At 46.2% G+C, this 19,135-nt stretch carries 26 protein-coding genes; 12 read left to right on the forward strand and 14 right to left on the reverse strand.

Going from position 1 to position 19,135, the window contains the following annotated elements; all coding sequences use genetic code 11:
- Positions 1-2 precede the first annotated feature (2 nt).
- Both L0U88_RS01690 and ahcY read left to right on the forward strand, forming a co-directional pair.
- The gene (locus tag L0U88_RS01690) at positions 3-470 is read left to right on the forward strand and encodes an NUDIX hydrolase (protein ID WP_234863869.1); all 468 of its coding nucleotides are present in this window, start codon (positions 3-5) and stop codon (positions 468-470) included.
- Positions 471-560: 90 nt separating this feature from the next.
- Positions 561-1,889 carry an adenosylhomocysteinase gene (gene ahcY / locus L0U88_RS01695; RefSeq protein WP_234863870.1) on the forward strand — a complete coding sequence of 443 codons (1,329 nt, stop codon included), beginning with the start codon at positions 561-563 and terminating at the stop codon, positions 1,887-1,889.
- Between the two features lie 60 nt (positions 1,890-1,949).
- On the opposite strand, the gene L0U88_RS01700 is transcribed toward ahcY, so the two are convergent.
- Positions 1,950-2,456, reverse strand: coding sequence for a hypothetical protein (locus L0U88_RS01700; RefSeq protein WP_234863871.1), 507 nt, complete (start codon positions 2,454-2,456; stop codon positions 1,950-1,952).
- A 75-nt stretch (positions 2,457-2,531) separates the two neighbouring features.
- Here L0U88_RS01700 and L0U88_RS01705 point away from each other — a divergent pair, with 75 nt between their 5' ends.
- Positions 2,532-4,418: a beta-N-acetylhexosaminidase gene (locus L0U88_RS01705; protein WP_234863872.1), complete on the forward strand. Its 1,887-nt coding sequence runs from the start codon at positions 2,532-2,534 to the stop codon at positions 4,416-4,418.
- On the opposite strand, the gene L0U88_RS01710 is transcribed toward L0U88_RS01705, so the two are convergent.
- Positions 4,419-4,877 carry a DUF4268 domain-containing protein gene (locus tag L0U88_RS01710; RefSeq protein WP_234863873.1) on the reverse strand — a complete coding sequence of 153 codons (459 nt, stop codon included), beginning with the start codon at positions 4,875-4,877 and terminating at the stop codon, positions 4,419-4,421.
- 92 nt (positions 4,878-4,969) lie between these two features.
- On the opposite strand from L0U88_RS01710, the gene L0U88_RS01715 reads away from it, so the two are divergent.
- The 7 genes from L0U88_RS01715 (at position 4,970) to L0U88_RS01745 (ending at position 9,069) form a co-directional block, all read left to right on the forward strand.
- Positions 4,970-5,236, forward strand: coding sequence for a hypothetical protein (locus L0U88_RS01715; protein ID WP_234863874.1), 267 nt, complete (start codon positions 4,970-4,972; stop codon positions 5,234-5,236).
- 40 nt (positions 5,237-5,276) lie between these two features.
- Entirely contained in the window at positions 5,277-6,164 is an 888-nt protein-coding gene (cysM, locus tag L0U88_RS01720) for a cysteine synthase CysM (RefSeq protein WP_234863875.1), read from the forward strand.
- Positions 6,161-6,562: an SET domain-containing protein gene (locus tag L0U88_RS01725; protein ID WP_234863876.1), complete on the forward strand. Its 402-nt coding sequence runs from the start codon at positions 6,161-6,163 to the stop codon at positions 6,560-6,562. The genes cysM and L0U88_RS01725 overlap by 4 nt, the downstream gene beginning before the upstream one ends.
- 86 nt (positions 6,563-6,648) lie before the next feature.
- Entirely contained in the window at positions 6,649-7,620 is a 972-nt protein-coding gene (locus L0U88_RS01730; RefSeq protein ID WP_234863877.1) for a PhoH family protein, read from the forward strand.
- 51 nt (positions 7,621-7,671) lie between these two features.
- Complete coding sequence (locus tag L0U88_RS01735) at positions 7,672-8,079, forward strand: nuclear transport factor 2 family protein (RefSeq protein ID WP_234863878.1); 408 nt, start codon at positions 7,672-7,674, stop codon at positions 8,077-8,079.
- A gap of 25 nt (positions 8,080-8,104) precedes the next feature.
- Entirely contained in the window at positions 8,105-8,650 is a 546-nt protein-coding gene (locus L0U88_RS01740; protein ID WP_234863879.1) for an inorganic diphosphatase, read from the forward strand.
- Positions 8,650-9,069: a TSUP family transporter gene (locus L0U88_RS01745; protein WP_234863880.1), complete on the forward strand. Its 420-nt coding sequence runs from the start codon at positions 8,650-8,652 to the stop codon at positions 9,067-9,069. Before L0U88_RS01740 ends, L0U88_RS01745 begins: the two co-directional genes overlap by 1 nt.
- On the opposite strand, the gene L0U88_RS01750 is transcribed toward L0U88_RS01745, so the two are convergent.
- The gene (locus L0U88_RS01750) at positions 9,062-9,823 is read right to left on the reverse strand and encodes a C40 family peptidase (RefSeq protein WP_234863881.1); all 762 of its coding nucleotides are present in this window, start codon (positions 9,821-9,823) and stop codon (positions 9,062-9,064) included. The genes L0U88_RS01745 and L0U88_RS01750 overlap by 8 nt on opposite strands.
- A gap of 63 nt (positions 9,824-9,886) precedes the next feature.
- On the opposite strand from L0U88_RS01750, the gene L0U88_RS01755 reads away from it, so the two are divergent.
- A complete protein-coding gene (locus L0U88_RS01755) occupies positions 9,887-10,465 on the forward strand; it encodes an RNA polymerase sigma factor (RefSeq protein WP_234863882.1) in 579 nt (192 codons plus the stop codon).
- Positions 10,462-10,818, forward strand: a complete 357-nt coding sequence (locus L0U88_RS01760; RefSeq protein WP_234863883.1) for a hypothetical protein — start codon at positions 10,462-10,464, stop codon at positions 10,816-10,818. Before L0U88_RS01755 ends, L0U88_RS01760 begins: the two co-directional genes overlap by 4 nt.
- Here L0U88_RS01760 and L0U88_RS01765 read toward each other — a convergent pair.
- The 11 genes from L0U88_RS01765 to clpB all read right to left on the reverse strand — a co-directional run bounded on the left by L0U88_RS01765 (position 10,815) and on the right by clpB (position 19,111).
- Complete coding sequence (locus tag L0U88_RS01765) at positions 10,815-11,300, reverse strand: nucleoside deaminase (RefSeq protein ID WP_289623298.1); 486 nt, start codon at positions 11,298-11,300, stop codon at positions 10,815-10,817. The two genes, L0U88_RS01760 and L0U88_RS01765, sit on opposite strands and share 4 nt — an antisense overlap.
- Before the next feature lie 2 nt (positions 11,301-11,302).
- A complete protein-coding gene (locus L0U88_RS01770; protein WP_234863884.1) occupies positions 11,303-12,355 on the reverse strand; it encodes a hypothetical protein in 1,053 nt (350 codons plus the stop codon).
- 82 nt (positions 12,356-12,437) lie between these two features.
- Entirely contained in the window at positions 12,438-12,770 is a 333-nt protein-coding gene (locus L0U88_RS01775) for a hypothetical protein (protein ID WP_234863885.1), read from the reverse strand.
- A gap of 80 nt (positions 12,771-12,850) precedes the next feature.
- Positions 12,851-13,207 (reverse strand): 6-carboxytetrahydropterin synthase QueD, encoded by a 357-nt coding sequence (gene queD / locus L0U88_RS01780; RefSeq protein WP_234863886.1) that lies wholly within the window; start codon positions 13,205-13,207, stop codon positions 12,851-12,853.
- Positions 13,208-13,248: 41 nt separating this feature from the next.
- Positions 13,249-13,584, reverse strand: coding sequence for a type II toxin-antitoxin system PemK/MazF family toxin (locus L0U88_RS01785; protein WP_234863887.1), 336 nt, complete (start codon positions 13,582-13,584; stop codon positions 13,249-13,251).
- Positions 13,574-13,804: a hypothetical protein gene (locus tag L0U88_RS01790; protein ID WP_234863888.1), complete on the reverse strand. Its 231-nt coding sequence runs from the start codon at positions 13,802-13,804 to the stop codon at positions 13,574-13,576. The genes L0U88_RS01785 and L0U88_RS01790 overlap by 11 nt, the downstream gene beginning before the upstream one ends.
- A 59-nt stretch (positions 13,805-13,863) precedes the next feature.
- On the reverse strand, positions 13,864-14,550 hold the full coding sequence (locus L0U88_RS01795) for a hypothetical protein (protein WP_234863889.1): 687 nt from the start codon (positions 14,548-14,550) through the stop codon (positions 13,864-13,866).
- A 36-nt stretch (positions 14,551-14,586) separates the two neighbouring features.
- Complete coding sequence (locus L0U88_RS01800) at positions 14,587-15,135, reverse strand: DsbA family protein (protein ID WP_234863890.1); 549 nt, start codon at positions 15,133-15,135, stop codon at positions 14,587-14,589.
- A gap of 52 nt (positions 15,136-15,187) precedes the next feature.
- A complete protein-coding gene (locus tag L0U88_RS01805; protein ID WP_234863891.1) occupies positions 15,188-15,703 on the reverse strand; it encodes a YdeI/OmpD-associated family protein in 516 nt (171 codons plus the stop codon).
- Between the two features lie 54 nt (positions 15,704-15,757).
- On the reverse strand, positions 15,758-16,498 hold the full coding sequence (locus L0U88_RS01810) for an SOS response-associated peptidase (RefSeq protein ID WP_234863892.1): 741 nt from the start codon (positions 16,496-16,498) through the stop codon (positions 15,758-15,760).
- 12 nt (positions 16,499-16,510) lie between these two features.
- The gene (gene clpB, locus L0U88_RS01815; RefSeq protein ID WP_234863893.1) at positions 16,511-19,111 is read right to left on the reverse strand and encodes an ATP-dependent chaperone ClpB; all 2,601 of its coding nucleotides are present in this window, start codon (positions 19,109-19,111) and stop codon (positions 16,511-16,513) included.
- Between the last annotated feature and the right edge of the window lie 24 nt (positions 19,112-19,135).

The raw sequence follows: 19,135 nt of genomic DNA on the forward strand, positions 1-19,135 counted from the left end.
CTATGTTTACGATTCGGGTTTATGGTATTCTTTTAAATGAACTAAACCAGGTATTGGTGAGTGATGAAAAGATTCGCGGCGATTTTTTTACCAAATTCCCTGGGGGCGGACTCGAATTTGGAGAGGGCACCCGCGATTGCCTGCGGCGCGAATTCCTGGAAGAAATGAATCTCAAGGTAGAAGTGGGGGATCATATTTATACCACCGATTTCTACCAGATGAGTGCTTTCAATCCCACCCAGCAAATCATTTCCATTTATTATTATGCAAAAGCACTGGAACCAATTGCTGTTCCCCTGCGCCTGACGCCTTTCGAATTTGATGAAGACCAGCACAAGCTCTATGAAACCACCCAGGAGATTGAATCCTTCCGGTTTATCGACTGGGACCAGTTTGGGGAAGACGCTGTACACTTACCGATCGATAAAGTTGTTGCCAGGATGTTAAAAAATGGCAGAACTACTGTGTAATCTACTGATATGCAGGTAGATAACAAGTTACACAAAGGTTTCAATTAAACATGCTTTATTGTATCTTTGCACCCAAATAAAAGTATAAGCATGTCTACTGTCACAAAATCAGTTATTGATTTTACCCTTCCCTATAAAGTGGCGGATATCAGCCTGGCTGAATGGGGACGTAAAGAAATCCGTTTAGCCGAAGCTGAAATGCCCGGTTTGATGGCCTTGAGAGCAGAATACGGCGCCAGCCAGCCCCTGAAAGGTGCGCGCATTGCCGGTTGTCTGCACATGACCATTCAAACGGCTGTGTTGATTGAAACCCTGGTTGCCCTGGGTGCGGAAGTGAAATGGAGTTCTTGTAATATCTTCTCTACACAGGACCATGCCGCTGCTGCGATTGCTGCTGCCGGTATCGGTGTATACGCCTGGAAAGGCCAGACCCTCGAGGAAGCAGACTGGTGTATTGAGCAGACCCTGTTCTTCGGTAGTCCTGAGCGCCCGTTGAATATGATCCTCGACGATGGTGGTGATCTGACCAATATCGTATTTGATAAATATCCCGAGCTGATTCAGCATATCAAGGGACTGAGTGAGGAAACTACTACAGGTGTACATCGTCTCTATGAGCGCATGGCCAATGGTACCCTTCCTGTTCCTGCATTCAACGTGAACGATTCTGTTACCAAGAGCAAGTTCGACAACAAATATGGTTGTAAAGAATCATTGGTAGATGCTATTCGTCGAGCTACGGATATCATGCTGGCCGGTAAGGTTGCTGTGGTAGGTGGTTACGGTGATGTGGGTAAGGGTTCTGCTGCTTCTCTGGCGGGTGCCGGTTGCCGCGTAATCGTTACAGAAATTGATCCGATCTGCGCCCTGCAGGCTGCGATGGATGGTTTCGAAGTGAAGAAAATGATCGACGCTGTGAAAGAAGCTGATATTGTGGTTACTGCTTCCGGTTGTCGCGATCTGATCACGGGCGAACATTTCAAACTGATGAAGGACAAAGCGATCGTTTGTAATATCGGTCACTTTGATATCGAGATTGATGTGGCCTGGTTGAACGATAATTACGGTCATACCAAAGACACCATCAAACCCCAGGTAGATATCTACAATGTAGATGGTAAAGACATCATCCTGCTGGCGGAAGGTCGCCTCGTAAACCTGGGTTGCGCTACTGGTCACCCCAGCTTTGTAATGAGTAACTCTTTCACCAACCAAACCCTGGCTCAGTTGGAACTCTGGACCAATGGTAGCAAATACGAAAACAAAGTATACGTGTTACCGAAGCACCTCGATGAGAAGGTTGCTCGTTTGCACCTGGCGAAAATTGGAGTGGTATTGGATGAGTTGACTACTGCTCAGTCGGAGTACCTGGGTATTCCAAAAGAAGGTCCGTTTAAGCCGGAAATGTATCGTTATTAATTATTGAAGGTTATCGCAATAAAAAAAATCCTGGTCTTGTACCAGGATTTTTTAGTTGTATTACTTACCCAATGTTTTAGCTTCTTTCGCGATGCAGTCTGCCATCTTCATGAGCAGGTCCTGCTCTTCCGGCCGAAGACTGATAATGGTTTTTTTATCGTTGCGATCACTGAAACTAATGGTGACTACTTTTTTAGTAGCCAGTTTGGTGAGGTTGGCGGGAGTGAATTGTCCGCCTCGCATAATGATGTGAAAAAATCCATTACAATTATCACCGCCGGTATTTCTGATTTCCATTTTCTGTTTGCCGCCTTCAAATACAAAGAGGGCTTCGGATTCTTCGCCGATGCAGTTGGCAGCCGGATTGTTGATGATGAAAAAGAGATCAAATTCTTTACCATTGGCATCGATATTCAGTTGTACGTTCTGCAGGTTCGCAAAGCCGGTGGATAGTTTCGGTGCATTGCTGAATTCATCGTTTCCCTTGATGAGTTTGCAATCAGTTTGCTGTGCGCTGAGGGTATTGCCTGCTAGTACAAATAAGATTCCGAGTAGTATATTTCGCATACGGTTGGATTTCTGTTGCTTTTGGGGTCAAGTTAAGAAAATAGCCAGTAATTTTCAGGCTTAAACAGTTTTGAAATGGTTAAAGGTTATGGATTGCTTGGCCTGCTGTTGCTGGCGGTTTCTTCTTTTGCACAGGTTCCTGAGCCGGCCTTGATTCCGGTTCCAGTGGAAGTAAAGTATAGTGCGGGTAGTTATAATTTGCCTGCTGCGCTGAATGTTTCGTTTGATGCAGGGATTTCCGATAAAGCTTTTTTGATGCAGCAATTGGTAGCTAAATTTTCTACAGCGGCGGGGATCACTGTTAAAGAAAGTTCAGATCAGGCGCAGCTTCGGTTTAAATTGAACAAAGCGGCTGGTTCTTCGGAGTCCTATCAGTTAACTGTAAATGAGAAGGGCGTGTTGATTGAAGCGCCTTCTTCAGCCGGATTATTTTATGGATTGCAAACACTCTGGCAATTATTACCACCAGCCATTGAAGCGAAATCTAAGGTAGAAGGGGTTAATTGGTCGCTCCCCTATTGCAGCATCAAAGATGCACCGCGCGTTGGCTGGCGCGGACTCATGCTGGATGTGGCCCGGCATTTCTTCACCAAAGAACAGGTGAAGGATTTTATCGATCATATGGCCGCTTATAAATACAATCGCCTGCACCTGCATTTAACCGACGACCAGGGCTGGCGCTTAGAAATAAAGGCCCTACCCAAATTAACAGAGATCGGCGCCTTCAGAGGAGAACGTACCGGCAGATGGGGTGAGTTTGGCAAGCAGGATCCTAAAGAGCCCAAGACCTATGGAGGTTATTATACCCAGGAAGATATTAAGGAGTTGCTGGCTTATGCAGCAGCGCGACATATTGCCATTTTGCCGGAGATTGATATACCCGGACATAGCATGGCGATCCTGGCCGCCTACCCCGATCTCAGTTGCACCCCCGGCACCGAATACCAGGTAAATGGCGGCGATCGGTTTATGCACTGGCCTGGTGGTGGCAAGTTTTACAGTGATATCGATAATAATTTATGTCCGGCTAATGAAAGAGTCTACGCACTGCTCGATACCATCTTCACCGAAGTAGCAGCCCTCTTCCCAATGGAATACATCCACATGGGTGGTGATGAAGCGTACAAGGGCTGGTGGGAGAAATCGCCGGCAATAAAAGCCCTCATGCAGCGCGAGAAACTGAAAGACATGCACGAAGTGCAGAGTTATTTCGTGAAGCGGGTTAGCAAGATCATCGCCTCCAAGGGCAAGAAGATGATGGGCTGGGATGAGATTATGGAAGGCGGACTCGCTCCTGGTGCAGCAGTAATGAGCTGGCAGGGTGAGAAAGGTGGTATTGCTGCATCTAAAATGAAACATCCCGTAGTGATGTCTCCGAATACCTATACTTATGTGGATTTGTACCAGGGTGATCCTTTGTCGGAGCCTCCTACTTATGGTATGGTTCGACTGAAAAAAACCTATGAATTTAATCCGGTTCCGGCGGGCGCTGATCCGGCTTATGTATTAGGCGGACAAGCCAATCTCTGGAGTGAACGTTTGCATACGGTTCGGCATGCAGAGTACATGTTATGGCCAAGAGCTTTTGCAGTAGCGGAATCAGTTTGGAGTCCGCAAACCAAAAAAGACTGGACCAGTTTTGTGAACAGAATAGAAAAACATTTTGATCGCTTTGACCAGGCAGGTATCAACTATTCCACCAGTATGTATGACCCCATAGTTTCAGTGCGTTTGAAGGATACGTCTGTGGAAGTAAGCATGCAAACAGAAGTACCCAATCTGAACATTCATTACAGTTTTGATGAATTTCCGCCCGATAATTATTATCCGGAATACAAGAGTCCGATTGTTTTTCCTGCTGGTGCCAGCACCTTGCGCGTTCAAACTTATCGCAATGGAAAACCGATTGGCAAGTTGATGATCTTACCACTGGCGGAATTGCGAAAACGCATTCGTAAATAATCAGTCTTCAAACTGAAATTTGACGAGTCGCCAGAATTGATCAAGTGCAATGAGGCGCGCTTTGAAAAAGCTGATCAGCTCCGGCCAGTCGGCTTTGTTCAAAACCGATGCGCGTTCAAGCGCTATATAAACGCGACTGATTTCCTGTCCCGTTTGGTTGTAGCTGGTGGACTCCCAGATCCAGTCATCAAAGCCCGTGGTTTCGTTTAAAATACCCTGCAATTGCTGCAATTGTTCAAACACCTGCAAGCGCAGGAATGGATCGGGATCTGTTAAAACAAATCCAATACTGGCACCCCGATTGGGGGTATCCATGCGAATCAGCATATGTTTGACCCCGGTCTTGTAATTGATCCAGTTCTGCGGCTCCTCGTCAGCTGATAAAATGGGGGCCATATAAGTCCCAAATGCCGTGTAAAAAGCCTGTCGCAGTGCTGATGCCTGCTGTTTTGAATACATGCCGCAAAAATAAATGCGGAAATGGGGAAAAAAAGCAGGAAATTAGCACTGTGTTAGACATACTTAGCACGGGAATTGCTTACTGAAATCATATGCAGCAGATACAATTTGTGAAAAACATTCAATTCACCCGTTTGATCAAAGCGGAAGGACGCCTACGTGAGTTCAATTTCAGAAAAATGAGGGTGTTGCAGGAAACCTTGTTTTCCATCGATGTGGTAGATGATCGTGGCAACCGGATCATGTTTCGCATGCGTAAGGATGATCAGCACTGGACCATCATACCGCAAACCCTTCCTCAATGGGTTACTGAGCAGGAAAAACGAATGAGCGAGATGATTGAAGAGGAATTGGCCTAAGTTTTATAACTTTCCAGTCTGCAAATCACAAATACAAGCAATGGCTGGAATCCTGGACCTGGTGGGGAATACTCCCCTCGTTGAACTGAAGCACGTTATCGTCAATCCCAATGTAACCATCCTCGCCAAACTCGAAGGCAATAATCCGGGTGGCAGTGTGAAAGACAGAGCCGCCTATGGTATGATCAAGGGCGCACTGGATCGCGGAGAAATCAAACCCGGCATCAAATTAATTGAAGCAACCAGTGGCAATACGGGTATTGCACTCGCCATGATTGCCAGTCTCTTTAATGTTGAAATAGAATTGGTCATGCCCGAAGATGCAACCCGCGAGCGCGTGCTCGGCATGGAAGCTTTTGGCGCCAAAGTGATACTCACACCCAAAGAAAAATCAATGGAAGGCGCGATTGATTATGCCAATGCGCGGGTGGCAGAAGGTGGTTATCTGATGCTGAACCAATTCGCCAATCCGGATAATTACAATATGCATTATCGCACTACTGGTCCGGAGATCTGGAGAGACACCAACGGAACCGTAACCCATTTTGTTTCTGCGATGGGCACTACTGGTACCATTATGGGAGTATCCAGGTATTTGAAAGAACAAAATCCCGATGTACAGATAGTAGGTTGTCAGCCTACGGATGGTTCCAGAATACCAGGCATTCGCAAATGGCCCGAAGCTTATCTGCCTAAAATTTTTGATCGCAGCAGAGTAGATCGCATCATAGAATTAGCTGAAACGGATGCGCGTAAAATGGCCATCCGGTTAGCAAGAGAGGAAGCCATCTTCAGTGGCATGAGCAGTGGTGGTGCAGTACATGCCGCGATTGAATTATCCAAAGAATTAAGCTCCGGAGTAATAGTTTGTATCATCTGTGATCGCGGTGATCGTTATCTCTCATCTGATCTCTTTGAAAAGAAATGATTCGATTTAAAGTAGAAAATCATAAAAGCAAAATTGACGGTACCGGATGTTTTGCTGCGCAACGCATTCCTGCCAGAAAAAAAATCGGTCAGCTGGGTGGTGAAATTGTTTCGGTGCGCGTAGCCCGGCAACGCATCAAACAACAAAAGAAAGTAGCGATGGTGGAATTTGGGGATGGCTATGCACTCGATGCTTCCATCAATGCCAATGCCTTACGTTATCTCAATCATTCCTGCGCGCCCAATACCTACATGCGCTGTTGTTATCAGAAAGTAGAATTTTACAGTTTGCGGCCCATCAAAAAAGGAGAAGAACTCACCTGCAATTATGGTGAAACACATCACGAAGGCAAACGCCGTTGTACCTGTGGCGCACCCAACTGTGTAGGCAAGATTTGAAGAATTAACATATCCACAAGCTGTGCATAAGTAACTTTGTAAGGAACCTAGGTTAGGTTAAATTGTGTATCATAAACCTTTGTGCATTGACTGAAAAAATTATCAACCTCGAAACCGTTAACCCGATTGAATTCTTTGGTGTTAACAATGGTAAACTGGATATCCTAAAAAAGAAATTTCCCCTTCTCAAAATATTATCACGCGGAACACAGATCAAATTAAGCGGCGCTCCTGAACAGGTAGATACAGCGAAAGAAAAAATTGATCTCATTGTGCAATACCTGGAGCGCAATGGACACATGAGTGAAAATTATTTTGAGCAGATTTTAGGTGGCGATGATGCTGAGACTGTAGACAATTTTGTTGACCGCAATCCCAATGATATTCTGGTATTCGGTCCGAATGGCAAAACAGTTCGTGCGCGTACAGCCAATCAGAAAAAGATGGTAATAGGCGCCGACAAGAATGATATCCTGTTTGCGATTGGTCCGGCTGGTACAGGTAAAACCTATACCGCTGTTGCCCTGGCCGTACGTGCCCTGAAAAACAAGATCGTCAAGAAAATCATTCTGACCCGTCCGGCTGTGGAAGCAGGAGAAAGCCTGGGTTTCTTACCCGGTGATCTCAAGGAAAAGATCGACCCTTACTTACGCCCATTATACGATGCCCTGGATGACATGATTCCGGCAGACAAGCTTGGTTACTACATGAGTAACAGAACCATTGAGATTGCGCCCCTCGCCTACATGCGCGGACGTACACTCGACAATGCCTTCATTATTCTGGATGAAGCCCAGAATGCCACCGACCTGCAGCTCAAAATGTTTTTGACGCGGATTGGTGCCAATGCAAAAGCTATTATTACCGGTGATTTGACCCAGGTAGATCTTCCCAAGAATCAGAAAAGCGGACTGGAAAAAGCAGTCCGCATTCTGAAAAACGTGGATGGCATCTCCCATATCGCCCTGGATGAGGAAGATGTGGTTCGTCACCGACTGGTAAAAGCCATTATCCGGGCTTATGACAGAGAAAAAGAGCGGGAACAGCAAGCTCAGTAAACCTTTGGGCGTCAGTTTCACAACTGGCGCCTTTTCTTTATGTTTGCAGCTATGAAAAAAACAATCCTGGCTCAAGTTTTCATGGCCTCTGCCATTTTTATGGCAGCCTGTTCCAATGAAACCAGTTTCACACCGGCAGAAGATGCACAGGATGCTGGTCGCGAGTTTATCCGCGCTTCCCTGGATGGCAACATGCGCAAAGCGGAGTTTTATCTGCTGAAAGACTCTTCCAATAACATGCTGTTTGAAAAATGGAAAAAGGATTATTACAATAAACTGTCTACCGAAGAGCGGGTCTCTTTCAAGAACGCGAATATTCTGCCGATCAAGATTGAGAATGAGAATGACTCTACGGTTCAATACTCTTTTTCCAATTCTTACAAAAGCAAAGACACTACCGTCATCAAAATTGTAAAGGTGAACGGCATCTGGCAGGTAGATCTGAAAGAATTACACTAAGCAAACCAACTGAAAAAAAAGAAAGATGTTAACAGTATCACACCCCTGGCATGGTATTCCTACCGGCGAACAAGCTCCCCGTGTTGTAACTGCGGTAATTGAAATTCCCCAGGGATCAAGAGCCAAATACGAAATCGACAAAGAGAGTGGCCTTTTAAAACTCGACCGGATTATTTATTCTTCATTCTATTACCCTTGTAACTACGGATTCATTCCCAAGACTTATGGTGATGACAAGGATCCCCTGGATATCCTGGTAATTACCAGTCAGCCTGTACAGGCCATGTGCCTGATGGAAGCCAAGGTAATTGGGGTGATGCGCATGATCGACAGCGGCGATGCAGATGATAAAATCATCGCGGTAGCGGCCAATGATCCCAGCGTGAATTATTACAACAATATTGAAGAGCTGCCCAAACATTTCTTTGATGAACTGCGGCATTTCTTTGAAGAATACAAGCGCCTGGAGAACAAGAGTGTGGTGGTAAATGAATTCCAGGACAAGGCAACTGCCCTGAAGATTATCCAGGACGGTATTGCTTTTTACAAAGAAACTTTCCAGAAAGGCTGATGCCCGCTTCCGAACTCATATTGATAATTGGGATCGGTTTGCTGGCTGGCGTTTTAAGCGGACTGGTAGGCATCGGTGGAGGAATCGTGCTGGTGCCTGCCCTCGTTTATTTTCTCAAGTATAGCCAGCACCAGGCACAGGGTACTTCCCTCGGGGTGCTGATGTTACCCGTGGTGTTTCTAGGCTTTTATCAATACTATAAATATGCCCAGGCACAGGGCACTCCTATTGATTTGAAAGTGGTGGGACTGCTGGCAGTTGGCTTCATTTTAGGCGGACTGCTGGGAGGAAAAATTGCTACCCGTATTGATGGTGAACTGATGAAGAAAATCTTCGCGGTGCTGATGCTGTACTCCGCAGTTAAATTACTCCATTGGGACCAGGTGGTGCTGCGCTGGATCAAATCCGTCTTTAGCTGAAATAACGTTTGATGATCCGGAGCTGGTGGGTTCTTTTCTTTTGATCGCGACTGATAATGCCCTGGTGATCGATATCATCAATTCTTACTTTGCCGGAGGAATGAATGATTTCATGATCGTTCAGCAAAATACCTACATGGGTAATGCGACCATCCGGTTCATCGAAGAAAGCAAGGTCTCCAGGTTGTGCTTCCTGCAGAAAACCAATCGACTCTCCTTCTGTTGCCTGCATCCAGGCATCCCGTTGCATGTGGATACCGAGTTGGCGATAGACCATCTGCACAAAACCACTGCAATCAATTCCTGCAAAGGTTCTGCCGCCCCAGAGATAAGCTGTATTCAGGTATTGCAGCGCGATCTCCTGTAGTTGGATATGTTTGTCTTCGTCGACTGTGTTTATCGTGAGCCCGGTAAAGGAAATGGAAAATACGCCTGCTTTAATTGGTTCGGGGTAAACAGGTGTGCCCATGAATACCGGCATCGGTTGTCCGTTTACGTTAGCAAAGCCCAGTTCCCGATCGTAATAGCCTGTTGGCTCGATGGGCGTTGCCAGTTCCGCGAGTTGTATGGCCTGGCACCAACCTTCATAGCCATCGTGCAGGGATCGGATTTGCAACCAGCCATCGACACTGTTATCCAGCACGTGTACTTGCTCACCTAAGAGCAACTGGCTGGTCATTTCACTGCGATGGTTAGGTGTTTCCCTAACGGGACAAACAGAAACAACTGGGATATAAATCGCTTGGGTAAACATATTCAACACAAATTATGGAAAACACGCCAACTGGCATCTCTATAAAAATGATAAATTGTACCAGTGAATAGCGACAAGTACAACCATATCAGCGAACAGGAACTACTGCGCCGGTTTTACCAGGACCGTAACAAGGAGTGGTTGGGTATCCTGTTGCAGCGGTACACACTCCTATTATTAGGTGTGTGCATGAAGTACCTGAAGAATGAAGAAGCTGCCCGTGATGCCGTGCAACAGATCTTTCTGAAAGCCATCACCGAACTGGAGAAATACGAGGTGGAATTTATCAAGTCGTGGTTGTACATGATTGCGAAAAATCATTGCTTGATGCAGTTCCGGGATAAAAACCGGCAGCTGGTGGAATTATCGGAGCAGATGGTGCAAGTAGAAGACCAGGAAGACAAACTATCGATTAAGGAAAAAGACCAACTGCTCGATTGGATGCATGAGAGTATAAAAAACCTGAATCCGGAGCAGCAGCAATGTGTAACTTTATTCTACCTGAAAAAAAGAAGTTACCAGGAAGTGTCGGAACTAACGGGCTACAGCATCCTGCAGGTGAAGAGCAGTATTCAGAATGGGAAACGAAACCTGCGATTGATGATACAGCGCAGGCTGAAGGAAAATGAAAGCAGCAAATGAACAATTTACTCAACATATTAACCAATAGCAATAAGGATATCGACAATCAGTTGCTGATGGACTATATCAGTGGGAAATTGTCGCATTCCGATCGCCATCTCGTAGAAGCCTGGCTGCAGGAAAACGAGTTTGAATCCGATGCATTGGAAGGACTGGAAGCTTTTGGCAACAAGGAAGAATTGCAGCGTTATGTCAACCAGCTCAATAAGGAATTGAAGCTCTACCTGCAGAGCAAAAAACAACGCCGGGAAAAGAAAAGGATCAGGGAAAATCCCTGGACATACCTGGCGATTCTCCTGATCCTTGCCTTTCTTATTTTAGCCTATGTAGTGCTTCAATTATTGAATCGCTAATAGAGAGTTTTATTCTCCATCGCTTTCCATTTCTCAAATACGGATCCAGCTTCCGGATGAATTACATGAACAAAAGGAATCTGTCTTGCTGCATGAGGGATTGCGATCTCTTCATAAATAAAGGAATCATCAAAACCCGCGGCTGCAGCATCCTGTTTGGAAGCGGCAAATACAATGCGTTCCGGCCTAGCCCAATAGAGTGCACCCATGCACATCGGGCAGGGTTCACAGGAAGAATAGACCGTACATCCGGTTAACTGGAAATCGTTGAGTTGTTTACAGGCTTCGCGGATGGCTACCACTTCTGCATGCGCCGTGGGATCATTGGTGCAGAGCACCCGGTTATGGGCCTTTGCTAAAACCTGATTGTCTTTCACGATCACACAACCAAAGGGTCCGCCCTCTCCTGCTTCCATTCCTTTCACAGCTTCAGCAATGGCCATCTCCAGAAAAAACAGATCGTTGTTCCCGGTTTGCTCCATGCTTACTGGTATTGAATATACAACGGACGTGGTTTTAACTTCATCAATTCTTCTGCTGTGAGCAAACGGGATGGAGTTTCTTTCAGGTCGTTTTTATAGAAGATCTTGAAGCCGGTGTATTCAACCGGTTCGGTGTAGATGAAATGTTTGTAGGTACCGATCTTTCTGGCAGGCGCACCCCAACCATCCATGTGCATTACGATCTGCACTTCGGGCCTGGTTTTGATTTGCTGATAGTTCTTCACCATCGGGCGGGTAAAACGATGCACCACCAGCACTTTGGGAGGCAGGTTGTATTTTTTCACCATATTGGCCAGGTACTCGGTGGCGTAGTTGATATCGGCTGCATCAAAGGAACCGATTACTTTACCCGGTGCCTGTCCGCCTTTCATGGAGAACTCGGGATCAATACCCAGGTGCACATTCGGCATAGCGAGGTATTTCTCCAGCTCAGGGATTTCTTCCTGTAGGGTACCTAATCCTACCTGGATATCAAGGAATACGATGGCATCAATCATCTTGGCGATGTTCAATACCGAGTCGATTTGCTTGAAGGGCATGCGCAGGCGGTATTTGCCTGCAGCACCCGGACTACCCTGTGCTGTTACACAGATATAATGCAAAGCAGGTTGAACCGGTGTTTTTGGATCAGCTGCTTCCCAGTTTTTGATTTCCACTTTGAGGCGGTCGATCATTTGTTTGGGAGGTAATTCTCCCAGGATACCCATCCGGGTACTATAGAGGTTGCCATAATAGGCAATGATGCGTTTGAAAGGAAGGATGGCTCCTGGCAGAGGGTAATCTGCTTTAACGGGCCATTTGCCGGAACTGTCTCCATTCACCATATGCTGGATATGCTCATTGTAGAGGGCAGTGTCCAGGGTAAGGACTGGAGCTGCAGGCGCTGGCTCAGGAGCCTGAGCTGTTGCCGGAACTTTGGTAGTATCACCGGTTGCTCCGATTGCAGCGGTTGTAGTGGGGGCACTATCACAGGCAAATAAGCTGGCTGCAATAGAAATACTTGCGATGGTTGTAAACAGGTTATTAGATTTCATAAACACTTTATTCAGGGTAATCAAACACAAGCCTTCAACGTGGTTGAAGGCTTGTTTAGTATTTCAATAGGCGTTCTCTGTTTTATGCCGTGGTACCGGGACTAGGTTCATCGCCATCGAACTTGTCCTTGAGTTTTGCCCACCAGCCACTGGCCTTGGTTTTCAGCTCTTCCCACTTTTCTTTTGCTTCATCATCCCAGGTGTCCACTTCTGCACTTAACTCATCAATTTTCGTGCTGGCTTTTGTTTTTAGCTCAGCAATTTTTTCATCACTGAAGCCGGTCTTGGTCTGGAACTGCTTCCAGAGGGCTTCAGCTTTGTCTTCCACTTTGTCCCAGCTATCTTCTACTTTATCCTCGAATTTTTCCCAGGCATTTTCTGCCTTGTCTTTCAGGTTCTCTGCATTTGTGCTCATAGATAATGTTTTAACGGTTACTGTTTTTGGTCTGCTTTAAGTTACTGAATTTTCGCGCGACCAACAACAATAATTAATCGTTAAGCACCTGTGTAAATAACCCCGGAGGTAGGGGTTTCATGCAGTTCAATTTTTGCCAGCAGGGGCAGCAGGGGTTTCACCTCATCCCAGATATACACGGCGATTCGTTCGCAGGTAGGATTTTCAAGGCCTTTGATGTTATTCAGGCATTTGTGATCCAGCCTGTTAACCACCGGCTTTACCACTTTCTTGAGGTCAGCGAAATCCATTACCCAGCCCAGCACAGGGTCCAGCGGCCCTTCTACCCAAACCCGCAGGCGATAGGTATGTCCGTGCATTTCCTTGCACTTATGTCCCTCAGGAACATTGGGCAAAAAATGAGCGGAATCAAATGTAAACTCCTTAAACAGCAACATATTCTTTAAATATGGCGCGAAGGTACTATTTAACAGGCAATCTAAATATCAAGTACAATACGTAGGTTTTTCTTAAGCAATGCGACCTGATCCTTATTGAGTTTTCCCAATTTTTTTATAAGTCTTCTATTATCAATGGCTCTAATCTGATCAACCAGCACATCACTCAATTTGTCTAATTGTCCTTTCTGTAAATGAACCCGTAGAATTTCGGCTTCCAGTTTAACATTGGTAGTAATTTGGCAGACTATAGTGGATAAATGAATATCATTCAGTAAATCGGTTTGAACAATTACTACTGGGCGAGTTTTACCTGGCTCAGTGCCTATTGTCGGATTCAAATCAGCAAGCCAAATGTCAAATTGTTTAGCTTTCATCCAGCAGCTTTTCGAATTCTTGTAATATCTCTAAAGAATCTTCTTTCGTCAGATTGGATTCTTTAGCTAACTGCTTTTTGAGCATTAGACGTTTATTAAATAAATTGTAAACACTAACTGCCTCATTGATATATCGGTTCCTGGCGATATTCATTTTAGAAATTATTTCCTCAGCCTCCTGAAAAATATCTTCGTCCAGCTTTAATGATAGTGTTTTCATCTTTAAACTTTTTACAAAGGTATATATTTTTGGTATATACTTGTATCAACCCTCCTAACTTACTGATTCAGTGTTTTCACCATCGCTGCCATGCTTTCTGCATCCTTGGGATTGGGATTCTTGCTTTTGATGTATTCTCCCAGAGCGGGAGATAATCCGCTTACAGCCTGCGCCAGGTCTTTTTTAGATCGGGGTAACTTGATCAGTTTTCCGGCGGCCACATCATAAAGGTACCAGTCGTCCTGCTGCACAAATTTCTTTTCATACGTACCAATGCTGACCATTTCCTGGTTGACTACTTTCTCCACGAACTGTAGCAGATGAAAGCGTGCGCCATCTGCTTCGACCCGGTAATAAAAACTGCGGGACAGATTCCCGATAGCGGGGTATTCATTTCGAAAGATGAGTTGTTTGGGTTGGCCATTCCAAAGGCCCTGGTAACTGATTTCCTTTACAGGTTCCTGAAAATTATAGAGCTGGTTGCCTTCGCGAAAAAGCGGTTTGTTACTGTACAGATCAAAATTCAATTGGCTGGATTTCTCTTTTAGCCCATTACTGAAAATGATGGTTCCTTCCTGCCAATCATCACTGACAAAAGGAGTTCCCTGCACTTCTTTGTAATTACTGATCATACCTCTGCCATCCCGATCGGTTGCTACCACGGCCTGGGTGCCCATTATTTTTACCTGGGCCATACTGCTGGCTGAGAGCAGCAGGCATAAAAAAAGGAACCATGAATTTTTCATGATTCCAATATAGTTTTTTTTGATTGATCCTTCTTGTCAGGCTCTCTTTTTCTTGGCAGGCAGGTATTCCTGCAAATGCTTGACGAGTGCGGAATGTGTAGGCTTGCCTTCATAGCGCTCATCGTTGATAAAGATGGCAGGTACATCCCGCACGCCTTTGTCAACGCCTTCCAATAAATCAGCTCTTACTGTCCAGCCATAGACAGAATCCACCAGTTTGGGGATCAGGTTTTTGTCCATCACGCCGGCTTCCCTGGCATATTCTTTCAGGCTGATCGGTCCCAGTCTTCTGCGATGCGCAAAAAGCAGGTGATGCATCTCCCAGAATTTGCCCTCCTGCACAGCAGCTACTGCTGCCTCGGCGGCTTTATGGGAATGCTGGTGCACCCTGGTTAAAGGAAAGTGGCGGTATTGAAACCGGATCTGCTCAGGATACTGTTTCAATAACAAATCGATTGCTTCCTGTGCTTTGGCACAGGCTTCACTTTCATAATCGCCGTACATGATGACGCGCACGGGGGCCTTTTCATTACCTATCCAGATGGTCCGGGGTTCGATAATTTCTATCTTGTTCTGTATTGACATATTGCTCCTTTTTTTTACTGGAGCAGTTAGTTGGTATATGTATAAGACAATCTTACTTGTCAAATAGTTGTTTCTTGTTGGCGCGAATCATTTGGCCGTAGTCCCACTGCTTCGCCAAAGCATCCACCGCCTGGGCGATTCGTTTGGCCCGGGTGGTCTCCGTTTTGGCATCCGATATCCATTTGCTGAAATAGCGCTGGTGTCCCGGAGTCAATGAGTTAAACCATTGATTAGCAGCCGGTTCATCTTCCAAACAGGCGAGCAGATCGGGGTCTAATTCAGGATCTGCGGGGTCCCATTCCAGGTTTAGGTGGACCGTTGCCCCTTTTTGCTTTCCCAGTTTTTTGCGAATATCGGCTTTTAAAGGGAGAATAAATGCACCTTCCCCCATGGGGATCAATGCCTGGCCAGTTATGGCCAGCTCATCCAGCTTGCCCTTTACCCGGAAAGATACCCTGCAACCCGGGTTGAGCTTTTCTGCCATCTCCTTGGAAATCAGCAGATAAGACCAGCCGGTTTTTTCTCCCTGCTGCCCGAACTTCTCAATGATTAGGCTTGCTTTGATCATGTCGTTCATTTTACCGGTCGGGTGGCACCCGACCGGTGCCACCCGACCGGTGAATTAAAGGGCAGGTAATCCCTCCACCTCGACAGGTTCCACGGGGTCAAGGGCCTGCCGGAAATCTTTTGAAATGGTGTATGCCTCCATCAGCCCCGGATCCAGTTGGTAATGAGTCAGCTCCTGCACGCGATGCGCTTCCAGCATGGGTTTCAGCCATTCCAGGGCCAGCTCATCCGGCAAAATCAGGGGCATTCGTTGCTTCTTATTGTGCACTTTGCTCATCAGTTCATTGGCGGCGGTGGTTACGATGGCAAAGCTTATGACATGCTCCCCGGTTTCCCGATCAGTCCAGGCTTGCCAGATTCCCGCCATATAAAACACTGACCGGTCGGGTAAAAACACAAAATAAGGCACTGCGGTTTCTTTTTTCGCACCTTCCAGCCTTACATGTCGCCATTCATAAAACCCTGAAGAAGGCACCAGGCAGCGACGTTTTATCGCCGCCTCTTTGTACAGGTTGGAGGCCAGCATGTTTTCCCCGATCGCATTGAGGGTAGTATATTTCTGGCGCGCGGTCTCCACTTCTTTCCAGCTCTTCACCCAGGGCGCCAGGAATTCCCAATGCGCCTGCACGATTTCGAGTCCGCCTGTTTCAGCTGCCCGCACAATTGGCCAGCTGCCATATTCGAACCCACTCTGCATGGCATAAATTAAGGCCGATTGATCCGGCAAGCTCAGGGTCATATCACCTATGGTGAACACCCTGCTTTCCGGAACAATCAGCCTGTTATAGTAACACATACCGGAATTTACTTATTCATTTCGAAATACCACCACTCCATCAAACACATCTACCAGTACGGTTTTATTTTTCTCGATATCGCCCATCAGGATGCGCTTGCTCAACTGGTTGACAATTTCCTTCTGGATCAACCGCTTCAGGGGCCTTGCACCAAATACGGGATCAAATCCATGTTCTGCCAGGTAATCCAATGCATATTCGCTGAACTTGAGCTCAATGCCATTTTTAGCAATGAGCTGGCGCAGGTTCTCCAGTTGGATCTTGATGATGTTCCGGATATCATTGCGCATCAGGGGCTGGAACATGATGATTTCATCCACCCGGTTCAGGAACTCCGGACGTATGGTCTGCTTCAGCAATTCCATTACTTCCACCCGCGTACGATCTACTATTTCTTCTTTGTTGTCTTCATCTACAGTTTCAAAATTGTGCTGGATAATATGACTTCCAATATTGCTGGTCATAATGATGATGGTATTCTTGAAATCCACCACCCTGCCCTTGTTATCAGTCAGGCGGCCATCATCCAAAACCTGCAGCATCACATTCCATACATCCGGATGCGCTTTTTCAATTTCATCCAGCAATACCACACTGTATGGTTTACGTCTAACCGCTTCCGTTAGTTGTCCACCTTCATCGTATCCAACATAACCGGGAGGTGCCCCCACCAGGCGGGATACCGTATGTTTCTCCTGGTATTCACTCATGTCGATGCGTGTCATCATGTGCTCATCATCGAAGAGGTAGGCTGCCAGCGCTTTTGCCAGCTCTGTTTTACCCACACCCGTAGTTCCCAGGAAGATGAAAGATCCGATTGGTTTTTTAGGATCACTCAACCCGGCCCTGCTTCTGCGGATCGCATCTGCTACTGCCGTGATGGCTTCCTCCTGTCCTACTACCCGCTCATGTAAATGATCTTCCAATTGCAGGAGTTTTTCTTTTTCACTCTGCAGCATTTTTGCTACGGGAATACCGGTTGCTTTGGCTACTGATTCAGCAATATCTTCAGCATCTACTTCCTCTTTCATCAGGCGACTGCTATGCTGGCCATAGGCTTCGAGTTCAGCAGACAAATCAGCAATGATTTTTTCCTGCTCCTGTATCTTGCCATAGCGGATCTCTGCTACTTTTCCATAATCACCATTGCGTTCCGCCTTTTCAGCTTCGAGTTTGTAATTTTCAATGGTTGCCTTGGCAGTCTGCACTTTCTCCACCATTTCTTTTTCCTGCTGCCACTTGGCTTTCAGGGTATCGCGCTCCACACTGAGGTTACCTATTTCGATACTTAATTCTTTCAGTTTTTCTTCATCGTTTTCGCGTTTGATGGCTTCGCGTTCAATCTCCAACTGACGAATCTGGCGATCCAATTTATCCAGCTCTTCGGGCATGGAATTCATTTCGAGGCGCAATTTGGCAGCGCTTTCATCAATCAGGTCAATTGCTTTATCCGGCAGGAACCGATCACTTATATAGCGATGCGATAATTCCACGGCCGCAATAATCGCTTCATCTTTAATTCGTACATGGTGGTGGGTTTCATACCGATCCTTGATACCACGCAAAATAGAAATCGCATCTTCCACACTGGGCTCATCAATCATCACTTTCTGGAAGCGACGTTCGAGTGCCTTATCTTTTTCAAAATATTTCTGGTATTCATTTAAGGTGGTGGCACCGATCGCACGCAGTTCTCCTCTTGCCAGGGCTGGCTTCAAAATATTCGCGGCATCCATGGCACCTTCACCACCACCGGCTCCAATCAGGGTATGTATTTCATCAATGAAGAGAATAATCTCTCCATCACTTTTAGCAACTTCATTCACGACTCCTTTCAAGCGTTCTTCAAACTCACCTTTATATTTTGCACCTGCGATCAGTTGCCCCATATCGAGTGCAAAAATGATTTTGCTCTTGAGGTTCTCAGGTACATCGCCATTGACAATACGCATGGCCAATCCTTCCGCGATAGCTGTTTTACCAACACCCGGTTCACCTACGAGGATGGGGTTGTTTTTACTTCTGCGGGAAAGAATATGTAAGGTTCTGCGAATCTCTTCATCCCGGCCAATTACCGGGTCGAGTTTGCCATTGCGGCCCATCTCGTTGAGGTTCTTCGCGTATTTGCTTAAGGTATTAAACTGTGTTTCCTGTGTCTGAGAGGTGATGCTTCCTCCCTTCCTCAATTCCTTAATGGCTGCGATCAATCCCTTTTCTGTTAGTCCGGCATCCTTCAGGAGTTTGGCGCTGCTGTCATTTCCCTGCTGGATGGCCAGTAACAAATGCTCGGGAGTTACAAACTCATCACCAAATGATTTGAGGGCTGCACCAGCCCGAAGGATCACATTGTTGGCATCGCGACTAATAGACTGAGCCGGTTCACCGCCCTGGGCAGCAGGTAATTTGGATAACAGTTGCTCCAATTGCTGGCTCAACTGATTCACCGCCACTGCATTTTTTTTCAGCAGGTATTCAATGGGAGAATCCTGCTGCTCCAGCAAGGCTTTCAACAGGTGTTCTGTTTCAATATTTGTATGCTGGGCATTAAAGGCCAATTGCTGGGCCTGTTGTATGATTTCCGCGGCTTTGACGGTAAAATTGTTCAGGTTCATATTTTTTTCTTTTCAAGGTTCTCT

The sequence above is a fragment of the Flavihumibacter fluminis genome, from assembly GCF_021491375.1.
In the GTDB taxonomy this organism is placed as follows: domain Bacteria; phylum Bacteroidota; class Bacteroidia; order Chitinophagales; family Chitinophagaceae; genus Flavihumibacter; species Flavihumibacter fluminis.

Coding starts and splice junctions, on each gene's coding strand:
- cysM (WP_234863875.1), top strand. CDS start 5,277: ATGGCTGGAATCCTGGACCTGGTGGGGAATACTCCCCTCGTTGAACTG.
- L0U88_RS01795 (WP_234863889.1), bottom strand. CDS start 14,550: ATGAAAAATTCATGGTTCCTTTTTTTATGCCTGCTGCTCTCAGCCAGC.
- L0U88_RS01715 (WP_234863874.1), top strand. CDS start 4,970: ATGCAGCAGATACAATTTGTGAAAAACATTCAATTCACCCGTTTGATC.
- L0U88_RS01750 (WP_234863881.1), bottom strand. CDS start 9,823: ATGTTTACCCAAGCGATTTATATCCCAGTTGTTTCTGTTTGTCCCGTT.
- clpB (WP_234863893.1), bottom strand. CDS start 19,111: ATGAACCTGAACAATTTTACCGTCAAAGCCGCGGAAATCATACAACAG.
- L0U88_RS01785 (WP_234863887.1), bottom strand. CDS start 13,584: ATGAAAGCTAAACAATTTGACATTTGGCTTGCTGATTTGAATCCGACA.
- ahcY (WP_234863870.1), top strand. CDS start 561: ATGTCTACTGTCACAAAATCAGTTATTGATTTTACCCTTCCCTATAAA.
- L0U88_RS01765 (WP_289623298.1), bottom strand. CDS start 11,300: ATGGAGCAAACCGGGAACAACGATCTGTTTTTTCTGGAGATGGCCATT.
- L0U88_RS01810 (WP_234863892.1), bottom strand. CDS start 16,498: ATGTGTTACTATAACAGGCTGATTGTTCCGGAAAGCAGGGTGTTCACC.
- L0U88_RS01705 (WP_234863872.1), top strand. CDS start 2,532: ATGGTTAAAGGTTATGGATTGCTTGGCCTGCTGTTGCTGGCGGTTTCT.
- L0U88_RS01725 (WP_234863876.1), top strand. CDS start 6,161: ATGATTCGATTTAAAGTAGAAAATCATAAAAGCAAAATTGACGGTACC.
- L0U88_RS01760 (WP_234863883.1), top strand. CDS start 10,462: ATGAACAATTTACTCAACATATTAACCAATAGCAATAAGGATATCGAC.
- queD (WP_234863886.1), bottom strand. CDS start 13,207: ATGTTGCTGTTTAAGGAGTTTACATTTGATTCCGCTCATTTTTTGCCC.
- L0U88_RS01700 (WP_234863871.1), bottom strand. CDS start 2,456: ATGCGAAATATACTACTCGGAATCTTATTTGTACTAGCAGGCAATACC.
- L0U88_RS01790 (WP_234863888.1), bottom strand. CDS start 13,804: ATGAAAACACTATCATTAAAGCTGGACGAAGATATTTTTCAGGAGGCT.
- L0U88_RS01740 (WP_234863879.1), top strand. CDS start 8,105: ATGTTAACAGTATCACACCCCTGGCATGGTATTCCTACCGGCGAACAA.
- L0U88_RS01745 (WP_234863880.1), top strand. CDS start 8,650: ATGCCCGCTTCCGAACTCATATTGATAATTGGGATCGGTTTGCTGGCT.
- L0U88_RS01775 (WP_234863885.1), bottom strand. CDS start 12,770: ATGAGCACAAATGCAGAGAACCTGAAAGACAAGGCAGAAAATGCCTGG.
- L0U88_RS01800 (WP_234863890.1), bottom strand. CDS start 15,135: ATGTCAATACAGAACAAGATAGAAATTATCGAACCCCGGACCATCTGG.
- L0U88_RS01710 (WP_234863873.1), bottom strand. CDS start 4,877: ATGTATTCAAAACAGCAGGCATCAGCACTGCGACAGGCTTTTTACACG.
- L0U88_RS01735 (WP_234863878.1), top strand. CDS start 7,672: ATGAAAAAAACAATCCTGGCTCAAGTTTTCATGGCCTCTGCCATTTTT.
- L0U88_RS01770 (WP_234863884.1), bottom strand. CDS start 12,355: ATGAAATCTAATAACCTGTTTACAACCATCGCAAGTATTTCTATTGCA.
- L0U88_RS01690 (WP_234863869.1), top strand. CDS start 3: ATGTTTACGATTCGGGTTTATGGTATTCTTTTAAATGAACTAAACCAG.
- L0U88_RS01805 (WP_234863891.1), bottom strand. CDS start 15,703: ATGATCAAAGCAAGCCTAATCATTGAGAAGTTCGGGCAGCAGGGAGAA.